Source organism: Mumia sp. ZJ1417 (assembly GCF_014127285.1).
Taxonomy (GTDB): domain Bacteria; phylum Actinomycetota; class Actinomycetes; order Propionibacteriales; family Nocardioidaceae; genus Mumia.
This window is the reverse complement of sequence record NZ_CP059901.1, coordinates 1,718,528-1,742,489: the sequence shown is the minus strand read 5'-3', so window position 1 is coordinate 1,742,489 and position 23,962 is coordinate 1,718,528. Positions and strand designations below refer to the sequence as shown.

Here is a 23,962-nt window from a genome sequence, read left to right as displayed (position 1 = left end):
GCGTCGCAGCCCAGCCACTTTCACCGCGTCTACAGGTCGACGAGCAGCGGGATGCGCATCTCGGCCGGGGTGACCGACCCGTGGAAGCCCGACATCAGCAGCTCGATCGCGAAGTGACGCGACGAGAACACGCCGAAGTCGCCGAGCGACGCCACGAGCACGTCGCCGATCCGGGGGCGTACGGAGTCCTCGATCTGGCCGAACCAGCCCGCAGCCTCGGCCTCGTCCCGCGTCACGACCAGCGCCTGGTCGCCCACACGCTCACGCCACCTCTCGGCGACGTCGAGCTCGGTGCCCGAGCGCGTGTAGAGATGGCGGAACCGCGCCTCTCCGGCGAACACCACGACGTCGGTGAGCATGGCCGGCTCGGCCTCGACGTCGAACCGGCCTGCCTTGGGCAGGTCGAGCATGCCGTGGTCGGCGGTCACGAGCATCGCGGTCCCCGGGGCGAGCGCGTCACGCAGATCGGCCAGGTCGCGGTCGATCCCGCGGAGCCGGTCACGCCACTCCGGCGACGTGCAGCCCTTCTCGTGCCCGGTGTGGTCGAGGGTCGACTCGTACGTGTAGACGAGCGAGCTCGGGGTCGCCTCGGAGGCCTCGACGACGACATCGAGCCTCTCGTACACGGAGCTGATCGGGTGGAACGGCACCCCGCCCTGGCTGCACACCGTCAGGCCGGAGCCCTCGAACTCGGCCTTGTTGACGGCGGACGTCGGGATGCCGGCCGCGTCGATGCGCTCGAACATCGTCGGGTACGGCTGCCACTGGGCCGGGTCGACCTGAGGGTCCCAGCGCAGGGAGTTCATCACGCGGTCAGTGCCCGGGATCCGGCTGGTGTAGCCGACCACACCGTGCGTCCCCGGCGCGAGGCCCGTCCCCAGCGAGGTGAGGCTCGTCGCCGTCGTCGACGGCAGGCCCGACAGCAGCGGCGCGCGATCGACGAGCGAGCTCAGGTAGGGGGCAATGTCAGCGTGCTCGAGGAGCAGGTCGTAGCCGAGCCCGTCGACGAGGACCACGACGTAGCGCGCCGCCTCGGGCAGCCTGAGCGTGTCGGCCCAGCTCGGCACGCCCATCGCGGCGGCGACGCTGGGCAGGACCGACGTGAGGCTGCGGCCGTGGTAGTCGGTGGAGGGCAGCGGTGTCCCGGTTGCTGTCACCACCGCGGACGGCTCGTCGCTGCAGACAGCTCCCGAGAGAAGGCAAGGAGACGCTGCACGGCACCGCCGCCGTCGGCGGCAGCGCTCACGCGGAGCGAGAAGTCGTCGGCCGTCGTCGAGCCCGTGTAGCCGTGGTCGGCCTCGCAGTCGGGATCGGAGCAGCCGGCAGGCTCGAGGTCGAGGCGGCGCACGGCTCCCCAGCCGATCGTGAGCACGACCTCGGCCGTGTCGCGCGCGGACACTGCACCGACCGCCGTGGCCATCGGGACGGTGCGGGTCACCACGACGGAGTCGACCGTCCGCAGCGGCACGGCCTCGGTCGTCGTCGAGGTGTAGGGCTCAGGCAGCACGTCGTCGGCGGAGTGCTCGTCGGTGTGCGCGAGCACCAGCCGCGACGGCGTGAGCGTGAGGACGGTCATGTGGCGCCGAACCTCCTCACGGTCGAAGGTCGGCTCGTGGTGCAGCACGTAGGCCACCACCGGTTCACCCGCGAGCGCGTCGTCGATCCCCGCCGTGACCACCTGGGGGTAGTAGCCGGTCTTCTCGATGTCGGCGGTCAGCTCAGCCGTACGGTCGCGGGGTTGCTCGCCGCTCTCGGTGCGCTGCGGCGAGGGGTGTCGGTTGGCCATGCTTCCCAGTGTCCCACTGTCATCGACGCCATGTGAGCCTGTCCCCACAACCGACCGGCGCCATCTCATCAGCGGGCCATGGTGTCGCCGAGCCCGGCAGGCGTGCTGAGCCGCCGGACGTACCAGTCGCGCCGGTTGTCGACCGGCTGTGCCACCCGCGCCTTGGCCTTCAGCACGCGGTAGCCGTCCTGCCCGGCGAGCACCGGCTCGAGGTTGATCTCCGCCACCTCCGGCAGGTCGTCCTTGAGCGCGGCGACCCTCTGGAGCAGGTCCTCCACGGAATCGAGGTCGGCGCGCGGGCCACCCCGGTAGCCGAACAGCAGCGGGGCCGACTTGAGCTCGCGGATCATCTCGGCGGCGTCGACGTCGGTGACCGGCGGGATCCGGTAAGACCGGTCCTCGAGCAGGTCGCTGGCGGCACCCGACAGCGCGAACGACAGCAGCGGCCCGAACAGCGGGTCCTCGACCGTACGGATCGACATCGGGACGCCGGGAGGCGCCATCTTCTGGACGACGAACAACGCACGCTCGGGCGGGCCGATGTAGTCGGTCATCGCCGACCACGCCTCGCGCATGTCGTGGGCATCGGAGATGTTGCGCCACACGTGCGTCATGTCGGGGCGGGCGCGCACAGTGTCGGCGGTCGCCTTGAGGACGACGTTCCAGCCGAGCTGCTCGCCGGCAGCGACCGCCGCATCAAGCGTCGGCGCCCGGAACCAGTCCCAGAGGTCGATGCCGTACAGGCGCAGCAGGCGATGCACCTCGTCGTCGTCGAGCCACCCGCCGTCGGGCGTACGGGTCAGCGCGGCGCGGACGATCTCGCTCGCGGCCTCGCGGTCGACGTCCTCGTAGTGGGCGATCACCCCCTGGTCGCGGCCCGCCCACGCCGCATAGCTGACGACGCGGGCCAGCGCACGCACCGCCGACTCCGGCGCCGAGTATGACGGCACCGATCCGCGGCCGGCGGCGCCCTCGACGTCGGGGACGCGCAGCAGCTCCGGAACGCCCTCGGAGCCGAGGAAGGTCGAGACGAGGGGCTTGTCGGACTGCTCCCCCACCGCCGCGAGCACGTTCGCGACGTCCTCGCCGGTGGTGTTGACCGGCGGGATGTAGACGGCGACGATCGCGTCGACGTCGGGATTGTCGATCGCCGCGTCGAGGGCACGCTCGAAGTCGTCTCCGCCGGCGTTGGCGCCCAGGGCCACGGGATCGGCGACCTTGAGGCCCGCTGCGGTCGCCGCGTCGGCGACCAGCAGCGCGAGCGCGTCGGAGTTGCCGACGACGGCGACACGAGGGCCCCGCGGCAGCGGCTGGTGGGCGAGCAGCTGCGCGACGTCGAACATCTCGTCGAGCGTGTCGACCTGGATCACGCCGGCCTGGCGGAACATCGCGTCCACCGCCGACTGCGGGGCGGTCGTCTTGCGGACCGCGTGGCCGACCGGGACACCCTGCGTCGAGCGGCCCGACTTCACCGCGACGATGGGCTTGCGGCGGCCGACACGACGCGCGATGCGGGAGAACTTGCGCGGGTTGCCGATCGACTCGAGATAGAGGAGGACGACCTCGGTCGCGTCGTCTTCCTCCCAGTACTGGAGGAGGTCGTTGCCGGAGACGTCGGCGCGGTTGCCGGCGGAGACGAACGTGGACAGCCCGAGACCGCGGCGATCGACGTTCTCGAGGATTGCCAGCCCGAGCGCACCGGACTGGCAGAAGAACCCGACGCGCCCGCGCGGCGGGATGATCGGCGACAGCGACGCGTTGAGCCGTACGCGCGAGGACGTGTTGATGACGCCGAGGCAGTTGGGTCCGACCAGGCGAAGCCCGTACGACCGTGCGAGACCGACCAGGCGACGCTGACGCCGGCGCCCCTCGTCGCCGATCTCGGCGAAGCCCGACGAGATGACGACGAGGCCGTGGACGCCCTTGGCCGCGCAGTCCAGCACGACCTCGGGGACCGACTCCGCCGGGACCGCGATGACCGCGAGGTCGACCTCGCCGGGGATGTCCTGGACGGTCTTGTACGCCGGAAGGCCCGAGACCGCCTCGGCCTGCGGGTTGACCGCGTAGACCGCTCCGGCGAAGTCGCCGAGCACGAGGTTGCGGATCATGCCCTGGCCGATCGTGTCCTGGCGGCGGCTCGCGCCGACCACGGCGACGCTGCGGGCGTTGAAGAACCGCTCGATCGACGCGGCCTCCGCGCGGTGCTCGCGCGACTGCATGACGCCGATTGCCGTCTCTGTCGGGTCGATGGAGAAGACCAGGCGCATCACGCCGTCGGCGACGCTGCGCTCGACCTGATAGCCCTGGTCGCGGAAGACCTGGATCATCCGGACGTTCTCGGGGAGCACGTCGGCGACGAACCGGTGGATCCCCATCTCGCGCCCCGCCTGCGCCAGGTGCTCGAGAAGGAGCTGGCCGAGCCCGCGGCCCTGCTGGTCGTCCTCGACGAGGAACGCCACCTCGGCCTCGCCTTCGGCGACCGCGTCGTAGCGGCCCACCGCGATGATGCTGGCGCCGATCGTCACGACGAAGGCGACGCGCTTCTGGTAGTCGACGTGGGTGAAGCGCTTGACGTCGCGGTCGGACAGCTTCGGGTACGGGGCGAAGAAGCGGTAGTACTTCGACTGCTCGGAGACGCGGGCGTAGAAACGGACGAGCTCCTCACTGTCCTCGGCCGTGATCGGCCGCAGATGGGCGGCGCCGCCGTCTCGCAGCACGACGTCGGCCTCCCAGTGCTCGGGGTAGCGCTCGTCGGGAAGTCGCTCATCGGGTACGGCAGGTTCGTCGGCCACACGCCAGAATCTACCGTCTGAACCCTAGCCCCGTGCCGCCGCAACCCGGGAGCGTCGGAGTCATGGCCTAGGGTTTCTGACAGCCGCCACAGCGCGCCCGTGCAGGGCACGCCACAGAAAGGACGTGCATGGCCCGCCGTACGCCGAGCGCACCGCCCCCCGAGGACTTCGAGGAGCACATCGTCGACATCGACGTGCGCGAGGAGATGCGCTCGAGCTTCCTCGAGTACGCCTACTCGGTGATCTACTCGCGGGCCCTGCCCGACGCGCGTGACGGGCTCAAGCCGGTCCAGCGCCGCATCCTCTACACGATGGACGACATGAACCTGCGGCCCGACCGCGGTCACGTCAAGAGCGCCCGCGTCGTCGGCGAGGTGATGGGTCGGCTCCACCCGCACGGCGACGGCGCGATCTACGACGCCCTTGTGCGGCTCGTCCAACCCTGGTCGCTGCGTCTGCCCTTCGTCGACGGCCACGGCAACTTCGGCTCGCCCGACGACGGACCCGCCGCCATGCGCTACACCGAGTGCCGGATGGACCATCCCGCGCTCGCGATGACCGCGTCCATCGACGAGGACACCGTCGACTTCAAGCCCAACTACGACGGCCGCGAGGAGGAGCCGTCGGTGCTCCCGGCGGCGATCCCCAACCTCCTGGTCAACGGCGCCGCCGGCATCGCCGTCGGCATGGCCACCAACATGGCCCCGCACAACCTGATCGAGGTCGTCCAGGCGCTGCGCCACCTCATCAAGAAGCCTGAGGCGTCCCTCGACGACCTCATGCGCTTCGTCCCCGGACCCGACCTGCCGACCGGCGGCAAGATCGTCGGCCTCGACGGCATCCGCGAGGCGTACGCGACGGGCCGAGGCAAGTTCGTGATGCGTGCGACCGCACGCGTCGAGAACGTCACTCCGCGCCGCAAGGGCATCGTCGTCACCGAGCTCCCCTACAACGTGGGCCCCGAGAAGGTCATCGAGCGCATCAAGACGCTCGTGCAGTCCAAGAAGCTCCAGGGCATCTCCGACCTCAAGAACCTCACCGACTCCCAGGGCCTCAACCTCGTCATCGAGATCAAGAACGGCTTCAACCCCGACGCCGTCCTCGCCCAGCTCTACAAGATGACGCCGATGGAGGACTCGTTCGGCATCAACAACGTCGCACTCGTCGACGGGCAGCCTCGCACGCTCGGGCTCAAGGAGCTGCTGGAGGTCTTCCTCGAGCACCGCATCGTCGTCATCCGCCGTCGCAGCCAGTTCCGTCGTGACAAGGCCGCCGCGCGCCTCCACCTGGTCGAGGGCCTGCTGGTCGCGATCGTCGACATCGACGAGGTGATCGCACTGATCCGCTCCAGCGACGACCGTCGCCACGCGCACGGCCGCCTGATGGAGGTTTTTGAGCTCTCCGAGAAGCAGGCCGAGTACATCCTCGACCTCCAGCTCGGTCGGCTGACGCGCTTCTCCCAGATCGAGCTCGAGCGCGAGGCCGACGAGCTGCGCGCGACGATCGAGGAGCTCGACGCGATCCTCTCCGATGACAAGCTGCTGCGCGGCATCGTCTCGACCGAGCTGGGTGAGATCGCCAAGAAGTTCGGCACCCCCCGCCGTACGGTGCTGCTCCAGAGCGCCGGCCACACCGTCACGGCGGCCGTGCCGCTCGAGGTCGCCGACGACCCGTGCTTCGTGCTGCTGTCGGCGAGCGGGCTGCTCGCCCGTACGGCCGACGACACCGTCCCCGAGATCGACGTGGCTCACCGTCACCAGCACGACGTCATCGCCTCGGTCGTCCGCACGACGGCGCGAGGCGAGATCGGCCTGCTCACGTCGCACGGACGGGTGATCAAGCTCGGCGTCCTCGACCTACCGGGGCTGCCCCCGACCGCCGCCGCGCCCAACCTCCAGGGCGGGCTCCCCCTCGTAGAGGTCCTTGCGCTGCGCGACGGCGAGCGCGCGCTGGCCCTGACCAACTTCGACACCGACTCGCCCGGTCTCGCCCTCGGCACGCGTCGGGGTGTGGTCAAGCGGGTCAAGCCCGAATACCTGCCCAGCAAGGACGACTGGGAGGTCGTGGCGCTCGCCGACGGCGACCAGGTCGTCGGCATCCGCCAGCTGGCCACCGGTGACGAGGAGCTCTGCTTCCTCACCACCGATGCCCAGCTGCTGCACTTCCCTGCCACCTCCGTGCGTCCCCAGGGTCGTACGGGATCGGGCATGGCCGGCGTCAAGCTGGCCCCCGGGGCGTCGGCGCTCTTCTTCGGTGCGTTCGACCCGGCGGACGACGCCGAGGTCGTGACGATCGCCGGGGCCTCTGACGCGCTGCCGGGCGCGGAGTCGGGCTCGGTCAAGGTCACGCCGTTCAGCGCGTTCCCGGCCAAGGGTCGCGCGACTGGTGGTGTGCGCTGCCACCGCCTGCTCAAGGGCGAGGACGCGCTCGTGCTGGCTTGGGCAGGTCGCGGTCCCGCGATGGCGTCCGGGTCCGGAGGTGCGCCCGCCGAGCTGCCCGACGTCGATCCGCGACGTGACGGCTCGGGCGTCCCGCTCGCCCACCCGATCCTCGACGTCGGCAGCCCGGTGGCGACCCAGCTCGCTTGACCCGCCGGTCAGGTGGTCCCGGAGGCGTGGTGCGCCTCCTGGACCACCCACGAGTTGCCGTCCGGGTCGTCGAAGTAGACGTACGACATGAAGTCGCGGCGCTGGGGATCGACACCGGGCGTCGGCGCGCCCTGCGCGAAGTTCTGGATGCCCGTGTTCTCGACGCCCCGCGACTCCAGGTCGGCGTGGGCGGCCTCGATGTCGTCGACGACGAGGTGGATCCCCTTCGTCGCGCCAGGCGCTGCGCCACCCAGGCCGACTCCGAACGTGATCGAGCACGCCGACCCGACCGGGGTGAGCTGCACGACCCGGAAGTGGTCGTTCGGCTGGTGGTCCACGTCGAGGTGGAAGCCCACGCGATCGGCGTAGAACTCCTTGGCGCGGTCGACGTCAGTGACTCCCAGGATGATGTTCTCGAGCTTCCAGTCCACGTTGCTCCCCTCGTCCCGTCCCGCTCGGAGCGAACTTCTCCCACCGCATCCGGGACGATTCTTCGTGCGCCTATGCTGACGCCCATGCTGAAGCGTGCCACGACGGCGACCGTCCTGTCCCTCCTTGCCTTCGCAGCGTCGGGCTGTTCAGGAGACGACGGTGACGACGCCTCGACGGGAGCCGATCTCTCGGACCGGCTCGCGGCCGCGCGCGCGACTCTCGACGACGCCGAGAGCCTCGCGCTCTCGCTCTCCACCGAGAAGCTTCCGTCGGGGGTCACTGGGCTTCTCGAGGCCCAGGGCAAGGGCAACCACTCCCCCGCCTTCGAGGGCACGGTGAAGGTGTCGCTCAAGGGTGTCCCGGTCGGTGCCGAGGTCGTCTCGGTCGACGACGCCGTGCTCGTCAAGACAGGTTTCTCCCCCGACTTCGTGCCGATGGATCCCACCTCCCTCGGTGCCCCGGACCCCGCCACGCTGATGAAGACCGACGGCGGCATCTCCTCGCTGCTCACCGAGACCGACGGTCTCAAGGAGGACGGTGAGAGCCGCGACGGGCGCGAGGTCCTCACGACGATCACCGGGACGATCCCCGGCTCGGTCGTCCGTACGCTCATTCCGACGGCACAGGAGGGCGAGAGCTTCGACGCGACCTACCGGCTGACCGACGACGACGAGCTGCGTGACGTCGTGCTCGACGGACTCTTCTACGACGCCGACGAGCCGGTGACCTACACGGTCGCGGTCACGGCGTCGGACGACCCGGTCGAGATCACCGCACCGTGAGCGAAGGCGCCGCCGCCCCGGCCGGACGTGCGGCGCGGGTCCTCCTCGGCCTGGCCGCCGTCGCGGTCGCGTTCGCCGCTGCGGACACCTACGTCGTCGTGATGGCGCTGCCGGACATGATGGCGGCCGGCGGGCTCGGGCTGGACGAGCTCCAGCGCGCCGCGCCGATCGTGTCGGGCTTCTTGCTCGGGTACGTCGCGGTGCTGCCGCTGGTCGGTCGGATCGCCGACCTGCGGGGCCGCCGCCCAGTCCTGGTCGGGTCACTGGTGCTGTTCGCAATCGGCTCGGTGGTGACGGCAGCGGCCGACGGACTGGTGCCGATGGTGGCCGGGCGGTTCCTGCAGGGAGTCGGCGGTGGCGGCCTCGTCCCGGCGACGCTCGCGCTGGTCGCCGACCTGTGGCCGCCACGGCGGCGTGGCGTGCCGCTCGGCATCGTGGGTGCGGTGCAGGAGCTTGGGAGCGTCATCGGCCCCTTGTACGGTGCGGCGGTCCTGGCCGTCGCGGACTGGCGGGCGATCTTCTGGCTGAACTGCGCGGCGGGTCTCGTCCTCGCAGGCGCGATCCTCGCCACCGGACGGACGCGAGGCGCTGTGCCGCGCCGCGAGGCCCACGGCTTCCCCGACGTCCTCGGAGCCGTGCTCGCCGTCCTGGCGGTGGCCGCGCTCGCCCTCACGCTGGCCCAGCCCGCACCGCTGCGCAACGACGTCGAGCTCGGCACGCTCTTCCTCCCGGTCGTCGGAGAGCTGCGCTGGACCAGCCCGGTCGCGCTCGTGACGTATGCACTGGCCGCTGCCTTCGTCGTACGGGAGCTGACCGCGCGACGCCCGCTCGTCGCCTTGCGCACGTGGCCCGCCACCGCCCGTACGGTCGACCTGTGGGGTGCGTTGCTCCTCGGGGCGGCGCTGGGCTGCGTGATCGTCACGTTCGCCTCGGCCGATCCGGAGAACAGCGTCGTGTCGCCCGCTGCGCCGCTGCTGCTCGGCGGCGCCGTCGTCGCGACGGCGGCGTTCGTCTGGCGGCAGCGGACGGCGACGACGCCGCTCGTCCCCCGCAGGACGCTGAGCGCCGCTCGTCCGGCCTGGGGCTCGCTGGTGGTCTCGTTCTTCGTCGGGTCAGCGCTGATCGCGGCACTGGTCGACGTGCCGTTCTTCGCGCGCCTGACCGAGCACCGTGGCTCGCAGCTCGGGGCCGCGCTCGTGCTCGTGCAGTTCCTCGTGGCGTTGCCGGTCGGCGCGATCGCCGGCGGCTACGCGACGAGGCGCGTCCGTCCCGCGTGGGTCGCCGGGGCCGGCATGGCGCTGGCCTGCGGCTGCTTCGTGGTGATGTCGGCGTGGGAGCGCGACGCCCTCACCCACCCGACCTCCTCGGTCGCGCTCGCCCTGGCTGGCCTCGGATTCGGTCTCGCCGTCGCTCCGGTCAATGCGGCACTGCTCGACGCGACGCCCGACGCCGCTCACGGCATCGCGTCTGCGCTCGTCGTGGTCGCACGCATGGTCGGCATGCTCGTCGGGATCTCGGTGCTGACCTCGTGGGGCCTGCGGGCCTACCACGACGCGGTGACCCGGATCCCTCCGCTGTCCGAGCTCTGCCCAGGCTCGGCGACGACTTGCGACGCCTACAACGACGCGATGATCGACGCGGGGATCGTGCAGCTCAGCACCGTGTTCACAGGCGCGGCAGTGTGCGCGGGGATCGCGGCCGTCGCCTCGGTCCTGCTTCTCACATCGCGTACCGCGGTCACCGAGGGCGGCGCCGGCGACTAGGTTCGGACCATGCCTTCGTCATCTTCGGACCCGCGCGGCTTCGACGACCTGCTGGCCGCGAACCGCTCGTACGCCGACTCCTTCGACCTCGCCGGCTTCGACGGCGTCGCCCGCGCGGGCGTCGCGATCGTGACCTGCATGGACTCGCGGATCGACCCCCTGCAGATGGTCGGTCTGGCTCCCGGCGACGCCAAGATCCTGCGCAACCCAGGCGGCCGCGTGACCGAGCAGGTGCTCGTCGCCCTCGTCCTGAGCGCCAACCTGCTCCAGGTGGACCGCGTGATGGTCGTCGAGCACACCCGCTGCGCCATGGCGAGCGCGTCGGAGTCGGGGCTCCAGGCCCGCATCGGCGAGGCGACCGGGACGGACGCGACCTGGATGTTCCTCGGCGCGATCAACGACCAGCGCGCCGAGCTCGCGGAGTCGGTGCACAAGATCGACTCGCACCCGCTGATCCCGTCGCACGTGCGCGCGGGCGGGTTCCTCTATGACGTCGACACGGGGCTGCTCGAGCACGTCGTGTGAGGTGGCCCAGCCTGTGACGGCTCAGCGTCTGACATGGGAATGGAGAGGGAATGCATCCCTCTCCACTTCCAAGGTATAGCCGACCCCGGGGCTTGAAACAAGCCCCCCGTCGTGGCGGAGAATCATCGGCCGGAGCCGCTTGCACAGTGGCCCTCGCCCGCGATCGGAGCCACCTTGACCCGTCAGCACCACCGTCAGACCGCCCTTGCCTTCGACCTGCCCGACCACCTCACCGCGAAGGCCGACCCGGCGCTGATCGCCCGGGACGTGGAGCACTTCGGTGCCATCGCCGCCTGCGTCGAGCAGACCGTCGCTGACCTGTCCCAACGCCTCGACGCCGCCCGCAAGGAGCCCACCCGCGAAGGCCAGGCCGCGGTCGAGCGCGACGCGGAGATCCGGCGGCTCACCGGCCGTCTACGGACGCTGCGTCGCTTCGGGCTCGACCTGTGCCTCGGACGCGTCGTCGCCGAAGACGACCCCGAGCCTTTGTACGTCGGTCGTCTCGGCCTCACCGACGCCGGGGGCCGGCGCCTCCTCGTCGACTGGCGCTCCCCCGCCGCCGAGCCCTTCTTCGCGGCGACCCACGCCCACCCGATGGGTCTGGAGAGCCGACGCCGCTACCGCTGGACCCGTGGCCGGGTCACGGACTACTGGGACGAGGTGTTCACCCCTGACGGGTTCACCGGCCACGCCGCCGCCCTCGACGACCAGTCGGCTTTCGTCGCCAGCCTGGGCGGGAGCCGGACCGAGCGGATGCGTGACGTCCTGAGCACCATCCAGGCCGACCAGGACGCCATCATCCGCGCAGGCTCGCGGGGCGCGCTCGTGGTCGACGGAGGTCCCGGGACGGGCAAGACGGTGGTCGCGCTGCACCGTACGGCCCATCTCCTCTACTCGGACCCCCGACTCGGCCATCGTCGCGGCGGTGTCCTCTTCGTCGGCCCGCACCAGCCATACCTCGCGTACGTCTCGGACGTCCTGCCCAGCCTCGGCGAGGAGGGGGTGCAGACCTGCACCCTGCGTGACCTCGTCCCTGAGGGAGCAACTGTCGAGCCCGAGGCCGATCCTGAGGTCGCCCGCCTGAAGTCGTCTGCGGACATGGTGCGGGCGATCGATGCCGCCGTCGACATCTATGAAGAGCCGCCCACCCAGGGCCTGGAGGTCGAGACCCCGTGGTCCGACGTCTGGCTCAGCGCCGACGACTGGGCCGAGGCCTTCCGCACGCCCAGTCCCGGGACGCCGCACAACGAGGCGCGCGACGAGGTCTGGGACGCGCTGCTGTCGATCCTCGTCGACAAGCACGGCGTGGACGAGGACGAAGACGTCTCCGCGGACCAGATCCGCCGAGCGCTCGGGCAGAGCACCGAGCTGCGTGAGGCCCTCGTGAAGGCGTGGCCGATGATCGAGGCGGACGACCTCGTCGGCGACCTGTGGACGGTGCGGGCCTACCTGCGCCTGTGCGCGCCCTGGCTGAACCCCGACGAGGTCGCGATGCTCCTGCGGGCAGACGCGCAGGCTTGGACGCTCTCCGACCTGCCGCTCCTCGACGCCGCGCGGCAGCGCGTCGGCGACCCCGAAGCATCTCGGCGACGTCATCGCGAGGAAGCCACGCTCGCCGCCGAACGCGAGCAGATGTCACGCGTCGTCGACGAGCTCATCGCGGCGGACGACAGCGAGCTGCTGCTCATGACCACGCTGCGCGAGCAGGACATGCAGAACTCGCTCGTCGACGAGTCCGTCTTGCAGCGCGTCGACCCGGACGTCCTCGCCGGGCCGTTCGCGCACATCGTCGTGGACGAGGCTCAGGAGCTCACCGACGCCGAGTGGCAGATGCTCCTGCTGCGCTGCCCCTCGCGCAGCCTCACGATCGTCGGCGACCGGGCCCAGGCCCGCCACGGGTTCACGGAGACGTGGGAGGAGCGGCTCACACGGGTCGGGTTCGACCGGATCGACCTCGCGTCCCTGAGCATCAACTACCGCACGCCGCAGGAGGTCATGGCCGAGGCCGAGCCGGTGATCCGCGCGGTGCTGCCGGACGCGAACGTCCCCACGTCCGTCCGCGAGAGCGGCATCCCAGTCGCGTACGGCACCGCCGCCGACCTCGACACGGTCCTCGCGTCCTGGCTCGCCGAGAACGACGAGGGCGTCGCGTGCGTGATCGCCGTCGGCGAGGTCGACAGCGCCGTGCTCGCGTCGACCGATCGCGTACGGCTGCTCACACCGGAGCTGTCGAAGGGGCTCGAGTACGACCTGGTCGTCCTGATCGACCCGGAGGCGTTCGGGACCGGCATCGAGGGCGCGGTCGACCGCTACGTCGCGATGACGCGTGCGACGCAGCAGCTCGTCATCCTCACCAGCGCCTGACGTACGACCCGACAAAAGGACCCGACGTTCCACCCCGGATCTGGGGGTGAAACGTCGGGTCCTTTTGTCGGGTTCCTCGTCAGGCGTCGATGCGGTCCGCGTCGAGCTCGTACGCGCCCTGCACGATGAACTCCTTGCGCGGCGCAACCTCGTTGCCCATCAGCAGCTCGAAGACCTCGCTCGCGTCCTCGGCGTCGTCGACGGTGATGCGGCGCAGCGTACGGCGGCGCGGGTCCATCGTGGTCTCCGCGAGCTGGTCGGCATCCATCTCACCGAGGCCCTTGTAGCGCTGGATCGGGTCCTTCCAGCGCATGCCCTTCTTGGTGAGCTCGGCGAGCTTGCGCTGGAGCTCGGGGTCGGAGTACGTGTAGACGTACTTGTCCATCCCCTTCTTGGGGTTGACCAGCTCGATGCGGTGCAGCGGCGGCACGGCCGAGAAGACACGCCCCGCCTCGACGAGCGGACGCATGTAGCGGAAGAACAGCGTTGCCAGCAGGCAGCGGATGTGGGCGCCGTCGGAGTCGGCGTCGGCCATGAAGATGATCCGGCCGTACCTCGCCTGCTCGAGGTCGAACGACCGGCCGGAACCGGCGCCGACGACCTGGATGATCGAGCTGCACTCGGCGTTCTTGAGCATGTCGGCGACCGACGACTTCTGGACGTTGAGGATCTTGCCGCGGATCGGCAGCAGCGCCTGGAACTCCGACGAGCGCGCCGACTTGGCCGTGCCGAGCGCGGAGTCGCCCTCGACGATGAACAGCTCCGTACGGTCGTTGTCGTTGCTGCGGCAGTCGGCGAGCTTGGCCGGGAGCGAGCTGGACTCGAGGGCGCTCTTGCGGCGCTGCGTCTCGCGCTGCTGGCGGGCCATCTCGCGGGTGCGCGCGGCGGCGACCACCTTCTCCATGACCGCGCGTGCCTTCGCCTTCTGAGCAGCCTTGGTGGACGTGAGGAACGCCTTCAGCTCGTCGGAGACGACCTTGGCGACGATCCGGGTCACCGGCGGCGTGCCGAGGACCTCCTTGGTCTGCCCCTCGAACTGCGGCTCGGCCAGCCGTACGGTCACCACCGCTGTCATGCCCTCAAGGATGTCGTCCTTGATGACGTCCTTGTCGCCGGCCTTGAGCTGGCGGTTGGCGCGGAGCACCTCGTTGAACGTCTTCGTCAGCGCCCGCTCGTAGCCCGTGACGTGGGTGCCACCTTTGGGCGTCGCGATGATGTTGACGAACGACCGCAGGGTCGTCTCATAACCGGTGCCCCAGCGAACGGCGACGTCGACGTCGAGGTCGCGCTCGACGTCCTGCGGGGTCATGTGGCCCAGGTCGTCGAGCAGCGGCACGGTCTCGGTGAAGTGGCCGGTGCCCGTCAGGCGCAGGACGTCGGAGACGGCCGGGTCGGGCGCCAGGAACTCGCAGAACTCGCCGATGCCCCCGTCGTGCTTGAACGACTCCTCGAGCTTCTCCGGGCCGCGCTCGTCGCGGAGCACGATCTCGAGGCCCGGGACCAGGAACGACGTCTGCCGGGCACGGGTGACGAGCTCGTCGTACGAGAACTGGGCGCCCTTGATGAATATCTGGTGGTCGGCCCAGTAGCGGACGCGCGTGCCGGTCGTCGTCTTCTTGATCCGCCCGATCTTGCGCAGGCCGCTCTTCGGGGTGAACGTCGTGTCGGGGGTGTCGCCGGCGAACTCGCCCGGGGCGCCACGACGGAACGACATCTCCCACCGCGCGCCGTCCTTGGCGACCTCGACGTCGAGACGCTCCGACAGGGCGTTGACCACCGAGGCGCCGACGCCGTGGAGTCCGCCCGTCGCCACGTACGAGCCGCCGCCGAACTTGCCGCCCGCGTGCAGCTTGGTGAAGACGACCTCGACGCCGGAGAGCTTGGTCTTGGTCTCGGTGTCGACGGGGATGCCGCGACCGTTGTCGTGGACCTCGACGGAGCCGTCGGGATGGAGCACGACCTCGATGCGGTCGCAGAACCCGCCGAGCGCCTCATCGACCGCGTTGTCGATGATCTCCCACAGGCAGTGCATGAGCCCGCGGGTGTCGGTGGAGCCGATGTACATGCCGGGGCGCTTGCGGACCGCCTCCAGGCCCTCCAGGACGAGGAGGTTGCGGGCGTTGTACTCGGTGTCGATGACAGGCTCCTTCTGCGACGTACGGCCCGGGGTGGCCGGGCGCGACGGGGCCAATCTACCGAGCGGGTCCGACGAACTCGGTGCACCGTCGGCGGCGGGCGGGACGCGTGTCGCAGACCACACCGTCGAGCCTGGACGAGCCAGGTTGACGAGGACGGGTACGGTCGAACGGTCGGGCATCCTCCAGATGACCGACAGGGGAACACGTTCCCATGGTTGGATGTTGATCCTGAAGGACCGCCTGGTCCGACTTGGAAGAGAAGAGGTCAGACGTGACAACTGCTGTCGCCCCCACCGCTGCCCTCAGCGCCGCTGATCGTTGCGACCGTTGTGGAGCCCAGGCCTACGTACGCGCCGAGCTCGCGAGCGGCTTCGAGCTCCTGTTCTGCGCACACCACGCACGCGCCCACGACGCAAAGCTGCGCGAGGTCGCCGCGAACATCCACGACGAGTCCGACAAGCTCACCGGCACTCCGGCGACGGCGCCGGCCGAGGAGATCTGACCTCCCGCCGGCTGATCACCGCACGACCTGACGAGGGGCCCCGTACCAGCACTGGTACGGGGCCCCTCGCGTGTACGGTCGGTCAGGACGGGCCGAGGCTTTACCGTGCCCAGCGCGGCAGCACCGCCAGCCCGTCGATGATGATCGCGCCGGGCTCAGAGACCCGTACCGACACCGGGCCAGGGCGCCGCACGTTGTCGTGGAAACGCCAGGCCGCGCGGAAGCGCGTCGTCCCGCGCTCACCGAAGAGGTAGTTGACGTTGCCCCGCGGGCGAAGGATCCCGGCACCCATGCGCGGGGACTTCTTGTAGACGACGTGGACGACCGACCCCGCCTCGACGCCCCGCAAGGTCAGGCGACCTTTGCGCGTCAGACGGGTGGCCGATCCGCCGTAGAAGCGCTTGTCGCGGACCTTCTTGGTGGTCCCCGAGCGTGCAAGCGAACGGTCGTCGTACGGGCGCGCGATGCAGTCGGGCTGGGACCATGCCGAGGCGAGTCCTGCGCGGTCGCGAGCGCGCACCTGAAGGCAGGTGACCTTGCCGCGCGCAACGCCCAGGCGGACCGAGGTGCCCCTGACGCCTCCCGCCGAACGCCACGCGCGCGACATCCGCGAGGCCGTCTGAGCGGTCGACGACCATCGGAGGTCGTACGAGGCGATCCCCGAGTCGGCGTCGCTCCCTCGCCAGCGGAAGGTGTGCCGCGAGGCGGTCGTGATCTCCTGCTCGGTCGTACGGTACGGAGGCTCCGGCGCTGCCTGGTCGAGGATCCAGCGAGTCGTCACGACGGGCGAGACACGGCCGGCCGCGTCGAAAGCACGGACGCGCAGAGTTTGGTACGAGTCGCTCAGGTGCGGGTACCACTCCGCGAGGCTGTGCGGGCTGGAGCACGGGCGGAAGTCGTTCGCGCCGAAGGCACACTCGTAGCGCACCCAGGCGCCCGGGCCGTCGGGATCGCTCGAGGTGAACCGCACGACCTGGTTCGGCACGCGGGTGATCGCGGGCGGAACTGCCGTGAAGCGGGCGGAGGGCGCGTGCTGGTCCCGGTAGCCACGCACCAGCACGCCGCCGTTAAGAACTCCCACGCCGTCGTCGGTCGCGACGAATCCGTCGATGTCGTCCGGAGCGAGCGTCGGGAACATCGCTCGCAGCGGTGCGGGCGAGACTAGTTCTTTCCAGTCGGATCCGTCCCTCGTTCCGAAGATCCGGGTGCCGTCGGAGGTCGCGTATACCGCGTCGCCGTAGGCAGCGATGCTGGCGCCGATCTCACCGCTCGGCACGGGCATGACCGACATCGGCCCGCTCCATTCGTTCCCGTCGATGGACGTCCGCACGGTGACCGCCCGATCGACCACCACAGCGAGGCTCACCCCCCGCGCGGTCACCGCGAGGCTCGGCGAGAGGGTTCCGTCCATGGCGAGGCTACGGGCGCCGCTCCATGTCGCACCGTGGTCGTCGGTCGTCCTCACCTCGGTGGCCCAGTCGTCGGGCCGGACGCCGTAGGCGAGAACGACGCGATCGCCGACGACTGCGGCGTCGATGCCCACGACCCAGCTCGAGGCAACGGCAACCGGGGTAGCCCACGTCCGTCCAGAATCGGCGCTGCCGACGGTGACGACCGCGCCCCCGTCCAGACCGGCCGCGAGGACGAGGTCCTCACCGTCGATCGCGAGAACCGCTTCCTTGATCGCGCTGGGTGCGGTCACCCGCGCGGCCGACACCACCGATCCGCCGTCGAGATCCCACGACTGCACGACGAGCTCCCGCACCTGCCCGGGCACCCTGGAGACGACCCAAAGCCGTTCGGCGTCGACAGTCACGTCGAGCGGTCTCCCCGTGACGTCCTTGGACGGACCGAAGGTACGACCACCGTCGCGGGAGATACGCACCGAGGACCGATCGGCACCCGCGGGCGTGACGCCCGGCTGGGCAACAGCGACCGATCGTCCGTGGGACCCGACGATCCCGCTGTTCCGCGAGAGGCTCGTGCTCGCCCACCCGAGCGCGGCCGGCTCTGCGGCTGTGGTCGTCTCGCCTGCTGCGCTGCCCGGCGCCACCGCCAGCACACCCGCCACCAGCACCCCGCCCAGCGAGGTCGCCACCATGGCCGCCAGGCGCGGCCGTCGTCCGATCATCACGTGATCCTCCAGCCAGGTCACGTACCGAACGTGACACTCGGAGTGTTTCTATCTCAGCAGAAGGCCCCTGCGATAGATGCGTCACGTAACGATTCGGGACGCCGACTCACGGGCAGTCCGTCGGACCAAACTCCACGGCGCTCCCGTCCGCATCCGGGATGAACTGAAAGCAGGAGCGCTCGACCTTCTCTGCGCCGCCCCATCCTTCAGTGACCGTCCGCTCGTACCGGACGACCACGGCGAGGTCGCCACCATCGCGGGTCCCGTCGGTGGCGACGACCTCACCGACACGTACCCACGTGCCGAGCTTCTCCCCCGTGTCCGCACCCCGGAAAAGCCCGAGGTTGAGCCGGTTGCGGTCGAGGTCGGCCTGCTTCCAGTCCCAGGAGTGCCCGCACCCCGCGAGGGTGAGCAGGAGCACCACCAGCACGGCCGCCGTACGAACTCGTTGCGTCACGCTCCCATCATCGGTCGGCTGTTGCCCCGACGGCAGCGTCCTCGTACTCAACCCCCGTCTGGCACCCTTCCCCCATGGGAACCCTCGGCACCGTCCTCGTCGGCCTGGCCATCCTCGTCGGCCTTGTGGGGATCGTGGTCCCCGTCCTGCCCGGCTCGCTGCTGATCTGGGCCGCGATCGGCGTCTGGGCGTTCGCCACCGGCTCGGCCACCGGGTGGGTCGTGTTCGGCGTCTGCACGGTGCTCTACGCGCTGACCCTGGTCGTCCAGTACCTGATCCCCGGCAAGCGCCTCAAAGAGGCAGGCGTCCCCGGCCGGGCGATGCTCGCAGGCGGAGTGCTCGGCGTCGTCGGGTTCTTCGTGATCCCGTTCGTCGGGCTGTTCGTGGGCTTCGTCCTGGGCGTGTACGCGTGGGAGCTCAACCGGCTCCGCATCCACTCGGCCGCATGGACGGCCACCAAGCACGCGATGAAGGCCGCCGGCCTCTCGATTCTCATCGAGCTCACCGGCGGCCTCCTGTCGACCACGGTCTGGGTGGTCGGGGTCGTCGCGACCTGACCACCACCGCGTCGTTACATCGTGTTGACGATGAGGCCGATGTGGGTGAAGAAGTTCATCGCGCCGAACAGCAGGAACGCGACACCGGTGATCCCCCAGACCCAGCCGGTCACCGACGCGATCCAGTCGCGCCCGGCCCGCACGCCACGCCCGAGGCGATTGACGGCGAACGGGAACAGCAGGGCCCCGACGCCGACGAGCGCGATGAGGCCCGACATGAAGATCGCCTCGACGAGAGGCCACTCGGCGAACGCACCCGAGATCGGCTCCTCCGGCGGAGCGGCAAACAGCTGATACTTCACGCCCGCGACGGCGATGCCTAGGAGGCCGAGGCCGAGCCCGAAGACGAACACGCCGATCGGCTTCACGAGCGCCTTGACGGCCTCGCGCGGGTTCTCGGCAGCGAGGATCGCGTCACCGCGACGCCACAGGGCGAACGCCGCGAAGAGCAGCAGCACGCCGAAGCCGAGGCTGGTCTCGCCGAAGATGATGTTGTCGAAGGGGAAGCCACCGGCCGCCAGGGGCCAGGTGAGCGTCATGTGCGCGCCGGTCAGCGTCAGGATCGTGCCGAGCGCGCCGAAGTTGAGCGCCCATCCTGCGGGGCTGATGCTCTGCGGATCCTTGCGGAAGTCGCGAGCCAGCCAGACCAGTCCGATCAGCCCGGCGCCGACGGCGACCGACATGATCGTGTTGTAGGTGGGCATCGTCGCCCAGTCGATCTTGAGACCCTCTGCGAGGACCATCTCGTCATCCCCTTTCATGGGCTAGAAGTGATACGTATGTATAACTTCTTGGGACCTCGTAGTATTCCGGCAACGCGAAGGAGTCCCATGGCCGTACGCTCGCCCCGTCAGGCCCGCAGCGCGGAAAAGCTCGACGCCCTACGCTCCGCGGCAGGCCGCTTGCTCATCGAGGAGGGTCCGGACGCTGTCACCTACCGCGGGGTCGCTCTCGCCGCGGGCCTTCCTGCCGGCACCGCGTCGTACTACTTCCCCTCGCACGACGAGCTGTACGCCGCCGCCGTCGACGCCGCGGAGGAGCAACGGACCGAGGCCGCACACGCCCAGGCCAATTCCCTCGAGGAGAAGCCCCGCACAGCCCTCGAGGTCGCCCGGCTGCTGATCGACGTCGCCTACGCGCCACACGTCGCCGAGGATGTCGTCACCCGGCGGCTCGAGCCGATGCTGGCCGCCCAGCGCAACGAGCGCCTGCGTCCCACCATGACCGCCTCACGGCCGCGGCTCCTCGATGCGCTCGCCACCGTCGTCACGCGCAGCGGTCACCCTCCGCCCGAGCCGGACGACCTCGAACTCCTGGCTCAGGTCATCGACGCGGGGCTCATGTACGCCCGCGCACGCGGCAGCGAGCACGTGATCGACGACGCCGCGCTGACCGTCGCGAGGATCCTCACCCTGATCGACAAGGAGCGCCCGCAGGCGTGAGCGGGCTCAGTACGCCTGGTTCCGCCGCTGCACCCGACGCTCGTGGTTGTCGCGGCGTCCGAGCCACCACGCCATGACGACGCCCGCGACGGCGCCCATCAGGTGGCCCTCCCACGACACGCCCGCCTGCCCCGGCAGGATCCCGCCGACGATCCCGCCGTACAGGATCGCCACGACGACCGCGACCAGCACAGCGAGCACGCGTCGCGTGACGATCCCCCAGACGACGAGGAACGCCGCATAGCCGTAGATCACGCCGCTCGCCCCGATGTGGACCGTGTACGGAACTCCGATGAGCCACGTCCCGATCCCGCCGATGAGCACGATGCCGAGCGTCGCCGGCCAGAACCGCCCCCTCGCCGTGTACGCCAGCAAGATGCCGAGCACGAGGAACGCGGTGGTGTTGGCGATCAGGTGGTCGAAGCCGCCGTGCAGGAACGGCGCCGCGACCACCCCGTACAGGCCGCCGGTGTCACGGGGCCGGATCCCGTGCTGGTCGAGGAACACCCCAGGCAGCGCGTCGAAGATCTCGAGCAGCCACATGACCCCGAGCAGCACGAGCACCGGGACCACGGGAGCGAGGTACGACCGGCGCGCTGGGGTGCTCGTCGACGACATGGACCCAGGCTATCCGCGACGGGCAACCAGGAGGTCCCCAACGCGTCGTCCGACGTCCACCTCGGCGCCACCTGGACGTCGTTGGGCGACACCAGGGTGGGGGTGGTCAGACCCCACCGACCTCAGGAGCTCCCGTGGCCCGACCACCCCGCCTTCGTACGCTTCTCGCCTCGCTGGTCAGCGCGCTGTGCGTCGTCACCTGCGCCACCGCGGCCGCCGCCACGGCCACCCTGGCTCCGACGGGCACCCGCCCGGGCGACGGGCGCCCCACCCACCCGCGCACGATCGCCGCGGCGCTCGAGACGCGAGCCGTCTTCGACGACGAGGCCGGCGGCGACGCCGACGCCGACGACGCGGCCATCTGGGTCGCGCCCCGCGAGCGCACGCACAGCCTCGTCCTCGGCACGCTCAAGAACGGCGGCCTCGACGCGTACGACCTTCGCGGGCGGCTCGTCCAGCACGTCGATGCCCCCGTCGCGCCCGCCGACGGGCTCGAGGCGAGCCGGTTCAACAACGTCGACCTCGCCCTCGGTGTCCGCCTGGGCGGCGCCCGTACAGACCTCGCCGTCGTCAGCGACCGCGGCCGCGACCGCCTGCGCTTTTACGCGATCGACGACGACGGCGCCCGACGCGGAGCCGCCCTCCGCGACGTCACGGACGCCACGGCACCCCGACTGTTCTCGCCCGACGAGGCATCCGTCGAGGAGCAGAACACGGGGTACGGACTCACTGTCCGCCCAGACCCTGCGGGTGGCCTTCCGTACGTCGTCGTGAGTCAGCGCAATCGGACGACGGTCGGCCTGTTCCGCGTCGTCGTGACCTCTCGGGGCACCGTCACGTACGCACCGGTCGACGAGGTCGTCCTCCCCTCGACGTTCGCCCGTGACGAGGGTGGCAGCTGGACGCCGTGCGGAGAGCCCGGTGAGGGACCGCAGGTCGAGGGCATGGTCGTCGACACAGAGGCCGACATCCTGTATGCGGCGCAGGAGGACGTCGGTGTCTGGCGGGTCCCGCTGGGCGCCGAGGCGCTCGGTCGTCCGACCCTCGTTGAGCGTGTCCGGGAGTTCGGGGCGCCGTCGACGTACGACCCGCAGACCGAGGAGTGCACCGTCACCGGCACCTCCGCCTCAGGCGGCCGGCATCTGAGCGCCGATGCCGAGGGGCTGACGATCGCGTACGGGTCTGGCGGCAGGCGCACCCTCGTGGCATCCAGCCAAGGTGGCAGCACGTTCACGACGTTCCGGATCGATCGTGGGTGGGCGGCCGAGCGCACCTTCGCGATCAGCGACTCGACGGCGACCGACGGCGTCCAGCACAGCGACGGCGCGGCGGTGGTGACGACGCCGCTCGGGCGCGCCTTCCCTCGAGGCCTGCTCGTCGTCCACGACGGCGAGGCGACCCCGTACGAGACGGGCGCCGACGGCGAGCAGCGCGTCAGCACCAACTTCAAGCTCGTCGACGCGGGCGCGCTGCACCGCCGCTGAGCGCGGCGGCCGGACGTCCGCACGCACGAGCGCCGCGTACGGGATCCCGTACGCGGCGCTCGTCGTCGCTCTGAAGCGTGCCGCTCAGTCGAGGTAGTCGCGCAGAACCTGCGAGCGCGACGGGTGACGCAGCTTGCTCATCGTCTTGGACTCGATCTGGCGGATCCGCTCGCGGGTCACGCCGTAGACCTTGCCGATCTCGTCGAGCGTCTTGGGCTGGCCGTCGGTGAGGCCGAAGCGCATCGAGACCACACCTGCCTCGCGCTCGGACAGCGTGTCGAGGACCGCGTGCAGCTGCTCCTGCAGGAGCGTGAACGACACGGCGTCGGCCGGGACGATCGCCTCGGAGTCCTCGATGAGGTCACCGAACTCCGAGTCGCCGTCCTCGCCGAGCGGCGTGTGGAGGCTGATCGGCTCGCGACCGTACTTCTGTACCTCGACGACCTTCTCCGGAGTCATGTCGAGCTCCTTGGCGAGCTCCTCCGGGGTGGGCTCGCGGCCCAGGTCCTGCAGCATCTGCCGCTGGACACGGGCCAGCTTGTTGATGACCTCGACCATGTGCACCGGGATGCGGATGGTGCGGGCCTGGTCGGCCATTGCGCGGGTGATCGCCTGGCGGATCCACCACGTCGCGTAGGTGGAGAACTTGAAGCCCTTGGTGTAGTCGAACTTCTCGACCGCACGGATCAGACCCAGGTTGCCCTCCTGGATCAGGTCGAGGAAGAGCATGCCGCGACCGGTGTAGCGCTTGGCCAGCGAGACGACGAGTCGCAGGTTGGCCTCGAGGAGGTGGTTCTTGCCGCGGCGACCGTCCTCGACGATCCACTCGAGCTCCTCGCGCATCGACTCCGAGAGCCGCTTGGCGGTCGCGAGCTGCTCCTCGGCGAAGAGGCCGGCCTCGATCCGCTTGGCCAGCTCGACCTCCTGGCCGGCGTTGAGCAGCGAGACCTTGCCGATCTGCTTGAGGTAGTCCTTGACCGGGTCGGCGGTCGCACCGGCGACGGTGACCTGCTGCTCCGGCTCGTCGGTGTCGTCGGCGGCCGAGATCGTGAAGCCCGACGCCTCGTCTTCCTTGAGCGTCGGGTCGGTCTTGAGATCCTTCACGAACACCTCGTCGGGGATGTCGGGGAGGATCTTCTTGCCGTTCTCGTCGACGATGATCGCGTTGGCGGTGACGTCGACGGCAGCGGACTTCTTGGCCGACGTCTTCTTGGCGGGCGCCTTTTTGGCCGGAGCCTTCTTGGCGGCGGCCTTCTTCGCCGGGGCGGCCTTCTTGGCGGGTGCCTTGGCGCCCTGCTCGGTCGTCGCCTTGACGGTGGTGCGGGACCCAGCCTCCGCTACGACTGTCTTCCGTGCTCGACTGTCGGGCGCTGAAACCACGAGGTGACTCCCTTGGGGTGTTCGGACCAAAAGGTCGCTGCGAGCGTTCGAGGGCGCGGTCAACCGGCCTCCCGTCAACCGCGGCACCGTCCAGTGTGCCACGCGCGCGGGCCGAACCACGAACCGCCTCGGCCCGACGCACGGACCGTGACCGAAACGCGACCTTTGGGGACGGTCGTCGCTTGGCCAGGGCCGCCACGTCGATCCTACGGACGCCC

At 70.3% G+C, this 23,962-nt stretch carries 19 protein-coding genes; 9 read left to right on the top strand and 10 right to left on the bottom strand.

The genetic code is table 11. The annotated features are described in order from the left end of the window. Positions 1-29 precede the first annotated feature (29 nt). From H4N58_RS08345 to H4N58_RS08335, 3 genes are all read right to left on the bottom strand, one after another. Positions 30-1,160, bottom strand: coding sequence for an alkaline phosphatase family protein (locus H4N58_RS08345; protein WP_243845171.1), 1,131 nt, complete (start codon positions 1,158-1,160; stop codon positions 30-32). Continuing rightward, a complete protein-coding gene (locus H4N58_RS08340) occupies positions 1,154-1,786 on the bottom strand; it encodes a DUF5998 family protein (RefSeq protein ID WP_167008629.1) in 633 nt (210 codons plus the stop codon). The genes H4N58_RS08345 and H4N58_RS08340 overlap by 7 nt, the downstream gene beginning before the upstream one ends. 68 nt (positions 1,787-1,854) lie before the next feature. Next, positions 1,855-4,578 (bottom strand): GNAT family N-acetyltransferase, encoded by a 2,724-nt coding sequence (locus H4N58_RS08335; protein WP_167008626.1) that lies wholly within the window; start codon positions 4,576-4,578, stop codon positions 1,855-1,857. A gap of 128 nt (positions 4,579-4,706) precedes the next feature. Between H4N58_RS08335 and H4N58_RS08330 the strand changes: the two genes are divergently transcribed. Then, positions 4,707-7,166, top strand: coding sequence for a DNA topoisomerase (ATP-hydrolyzing) subunit A (locus H4N58_RS08330; protein ID WP_167251856.1), 2,460 nt, complete (start codon positions 4,707-4,709; stop codon positions 7,164-7,166). An 8-nt stretch (positions 7,167-7,174) separates the two neighbouring features. On the opposite strand, the gene H4N58_RS08325 is transcribed toward H4N58_RS08330, so the two are convergent. Next, positions 7,175-7,597 (bottom strand): glyoxalase superfamily protein, encoded by a 423-nt coding sequence (locus H4N58_RS08325; RefSeq protein ID WP_167251857.1) that lies wholly within the window; start codon positions 7,595-7,597, stop codon positions 7,175-7,177. A gap of 84 nt (positions 7,598-7,681) precedes the next feature. Here H4N58_RS08325 and H4N58_RS08320 point away from each other — a divergent pair, with 84 nt between their 5' ends. From H4N58_RS08320 to helR, 4 genes are all read left to right on the top strand, one after another. Continuing rightward, positions 7,682-8,380, top strand: coding sequence for an LppX_LprAFG lipoprotein (locus H4N58_RS08320; RefSeq protein ID WP_167251858.1), 699 nt, complete (start codon positions 7,682-7,684; stop codon positions 8,378-8,380). Then, positions 8,377-10,143, top strand: a complete 1,767-nt coding sequence (locus H4N58_RS08315; RefSeq protein ID WP_243845172.1) for an MFS transporter — start codon at positions 8,377-8,379, stop codon at positions 10,141-10,143. The genes H4N58_RS08320 and H4N58_RS08315 overlap by 4 nt, the downstream gene beginning before the upstream one ends. A gap of 9 nt (positions 10,144-10,152) precedes the next feature. Beyond that, on the top strand, positions 10,153-10,668 hold the full coding sequence (locus H4N58_RS08310) for a carbonic anhydrase (RefSeq protein ID WP_167008614.1): 516 nt from the start codon (positions 10,153-10,155) through the stop codon (positions 10,666-10,668). Between the two features lie 174 nt (positions 10,669-10,842). Beyond that, the gene (gene helR, locus H4N58_RS08305) at positions 10,843-13,032 is read left to right on the top strand and encodes an RNA polymerase recycling motor ATPase HelR (protein ID WP_167251859.1); all 2,190 of its coding nucleotides are present in this window, start codon (positions 10,843-10,845) and stop codon (positions 13,030-13,032) included. A 79-nt stretch (positions 13,033-13,111) separates the two neighbouring features. On the opposite strand, the gene H4N58_RS08300 is transcribed toward helR, so the two are convergent. Beyond that, a complete protein-coding gene (locus tag H4N58_RS08300; protein ID WP_370465461.1) occupies positions 13,112-15,292 on the bottom strand; it encodes a type IIA DNA topoisomerase subunit B in 2,181 nt (726 codons plus the stop codon). A gap of 149 nt (positions 15,293-15,441) precedes the next feature. Between H4N58_RS08300 and H4N58_RS08295 the strand changes: the two genes are divergently transcribed. Beyond that, on the top strand, positions 15,442-15,672 hold the full coding sequence (locus tag H4N58_RS08295; protein ID WP_167008605.1) for a hypothetical protein: 231 nt from the start codon (positions 15,442-15,444) through the stop codon (positions 15,670-15,672). A gap of 100 nt (positions 15,673-15,772) precedes the next feature. Here H4N58_RS08295 and H4N58_RS08290 read toward each other — a convergent pair whose 3' ends face one another. Next, the gene (locus tag H4N58_RS08290; protein ID WP_167251860.1) at positions 15,773-17,803 is read right to left on the bottom strand and encodes a hypothetical protein; all 2,031 of its coding nucleotides are present in this window, start codon (positions 17,801-17,803) and stop codon (positions 15,773-15,775) included. A gap of 109 nt (positions 17,804-17,912) precedes the next feature. Then, positions 17,913-18,263 (bottom strand): hypothetical protein, encoded by a 351-nt coding sequence (locus H4N58_RS08285; protein WP_167251861.1) that lies wholly within the window; start codon positions 18,261-18,263, stop codon positions 17,913-17,915. Between the two features lie 74 nt (positions 18,264-18,337). Between H4N58_RS08285 and H4N58_RS08280 the strand changes: the two genes are divergently transcribed. Next, entirely contained in the window at positions 18,338-18,820 is a 483-nt protein-coding gene (locus H4N58_RS08280; RefSeq protein ID WP_167251862.1) for a DUF456 domain-containing protein, read from the top strand. A gap of 14 nt (positions 18,821-18,834) precedes the next feature. On the opposite strand, the gene H4N58_RS08275 is transcribed toward H4N58_RS08280, so the two are convergent. Next, a complete protein-coding gene (locus H4N58_RS08275; RefSeq protein WP_243843124.1) occupies positions 18,835-19,563 on the bottom strand; it encodes a DUF981 family protein in 729 nt (242 codons plus the stop codon). 87 nt (positions 19,564-19,650) lie between these two features. On the opposite strand from H4N58_RS08275, the gene H4N58_RS08270 reads away from it, so the two are divergent. Further along, positions 19,651-20,262: a TetR/AcrR family transcriptional regulator gene (locus H4N58_RS08270; protein WP_167008595.1), complete on the top strand. Its 612-nt coding sequence runs from the start codon at positions 19,651-19,653 to the stop codon at positions 20,260-20,262. A 6-nt stretch (positions 20,263-20,268) separates the two neighbouring features. Here H4N58_RS08270 and H4N58_RS08265 read toward each other — a convergent pair whose 3' ends face one another. Then, positions 20,269-20,880, bottom strand: coding sequence for a rhomboid family intramembrane serine protease (locus H4N58_RS08265; protein ID WP_167251863.1), 612 nt, complete (start codon positions 20,878-20,880; stop codon positions 20,269-20,271). A gap of 134 nt (positions 20,881-21,014) precedes the next feature. Between H4N58_RS08265 and H4N58_RS08260 the strand changes: the two genes are divergently transcribed. After that, positions 21,015-22,364, top strand: a complete 1,350-nt coding sequence (locus tag H4N58_RS08260; RefSeq protein WP_208322956.1) for a phytase — start codon at positions 21,015-21,017, stop codon at positions 22,362-22,364. A gap of 84 nt (positions 22,365-22,448) precedes the next feature. On the opposite strand, the gene H4N58_RS08255 is transcribed toward H4N58_RS08260, so the two are convergent. After that, positions 22,449-23,864, bottom strand: a complete 1,416-nt coding sequence (locus tag H4N58_RS08255) for an RNA polymerase sigma factor (RefSeq protein WP_370465460.1) — start codon at positions 23,862-23,864, stop codon at positions 22,449-22,451. Between the last annotated feature and the right edge of the window lie 98 nt (positions 23,865-23,962).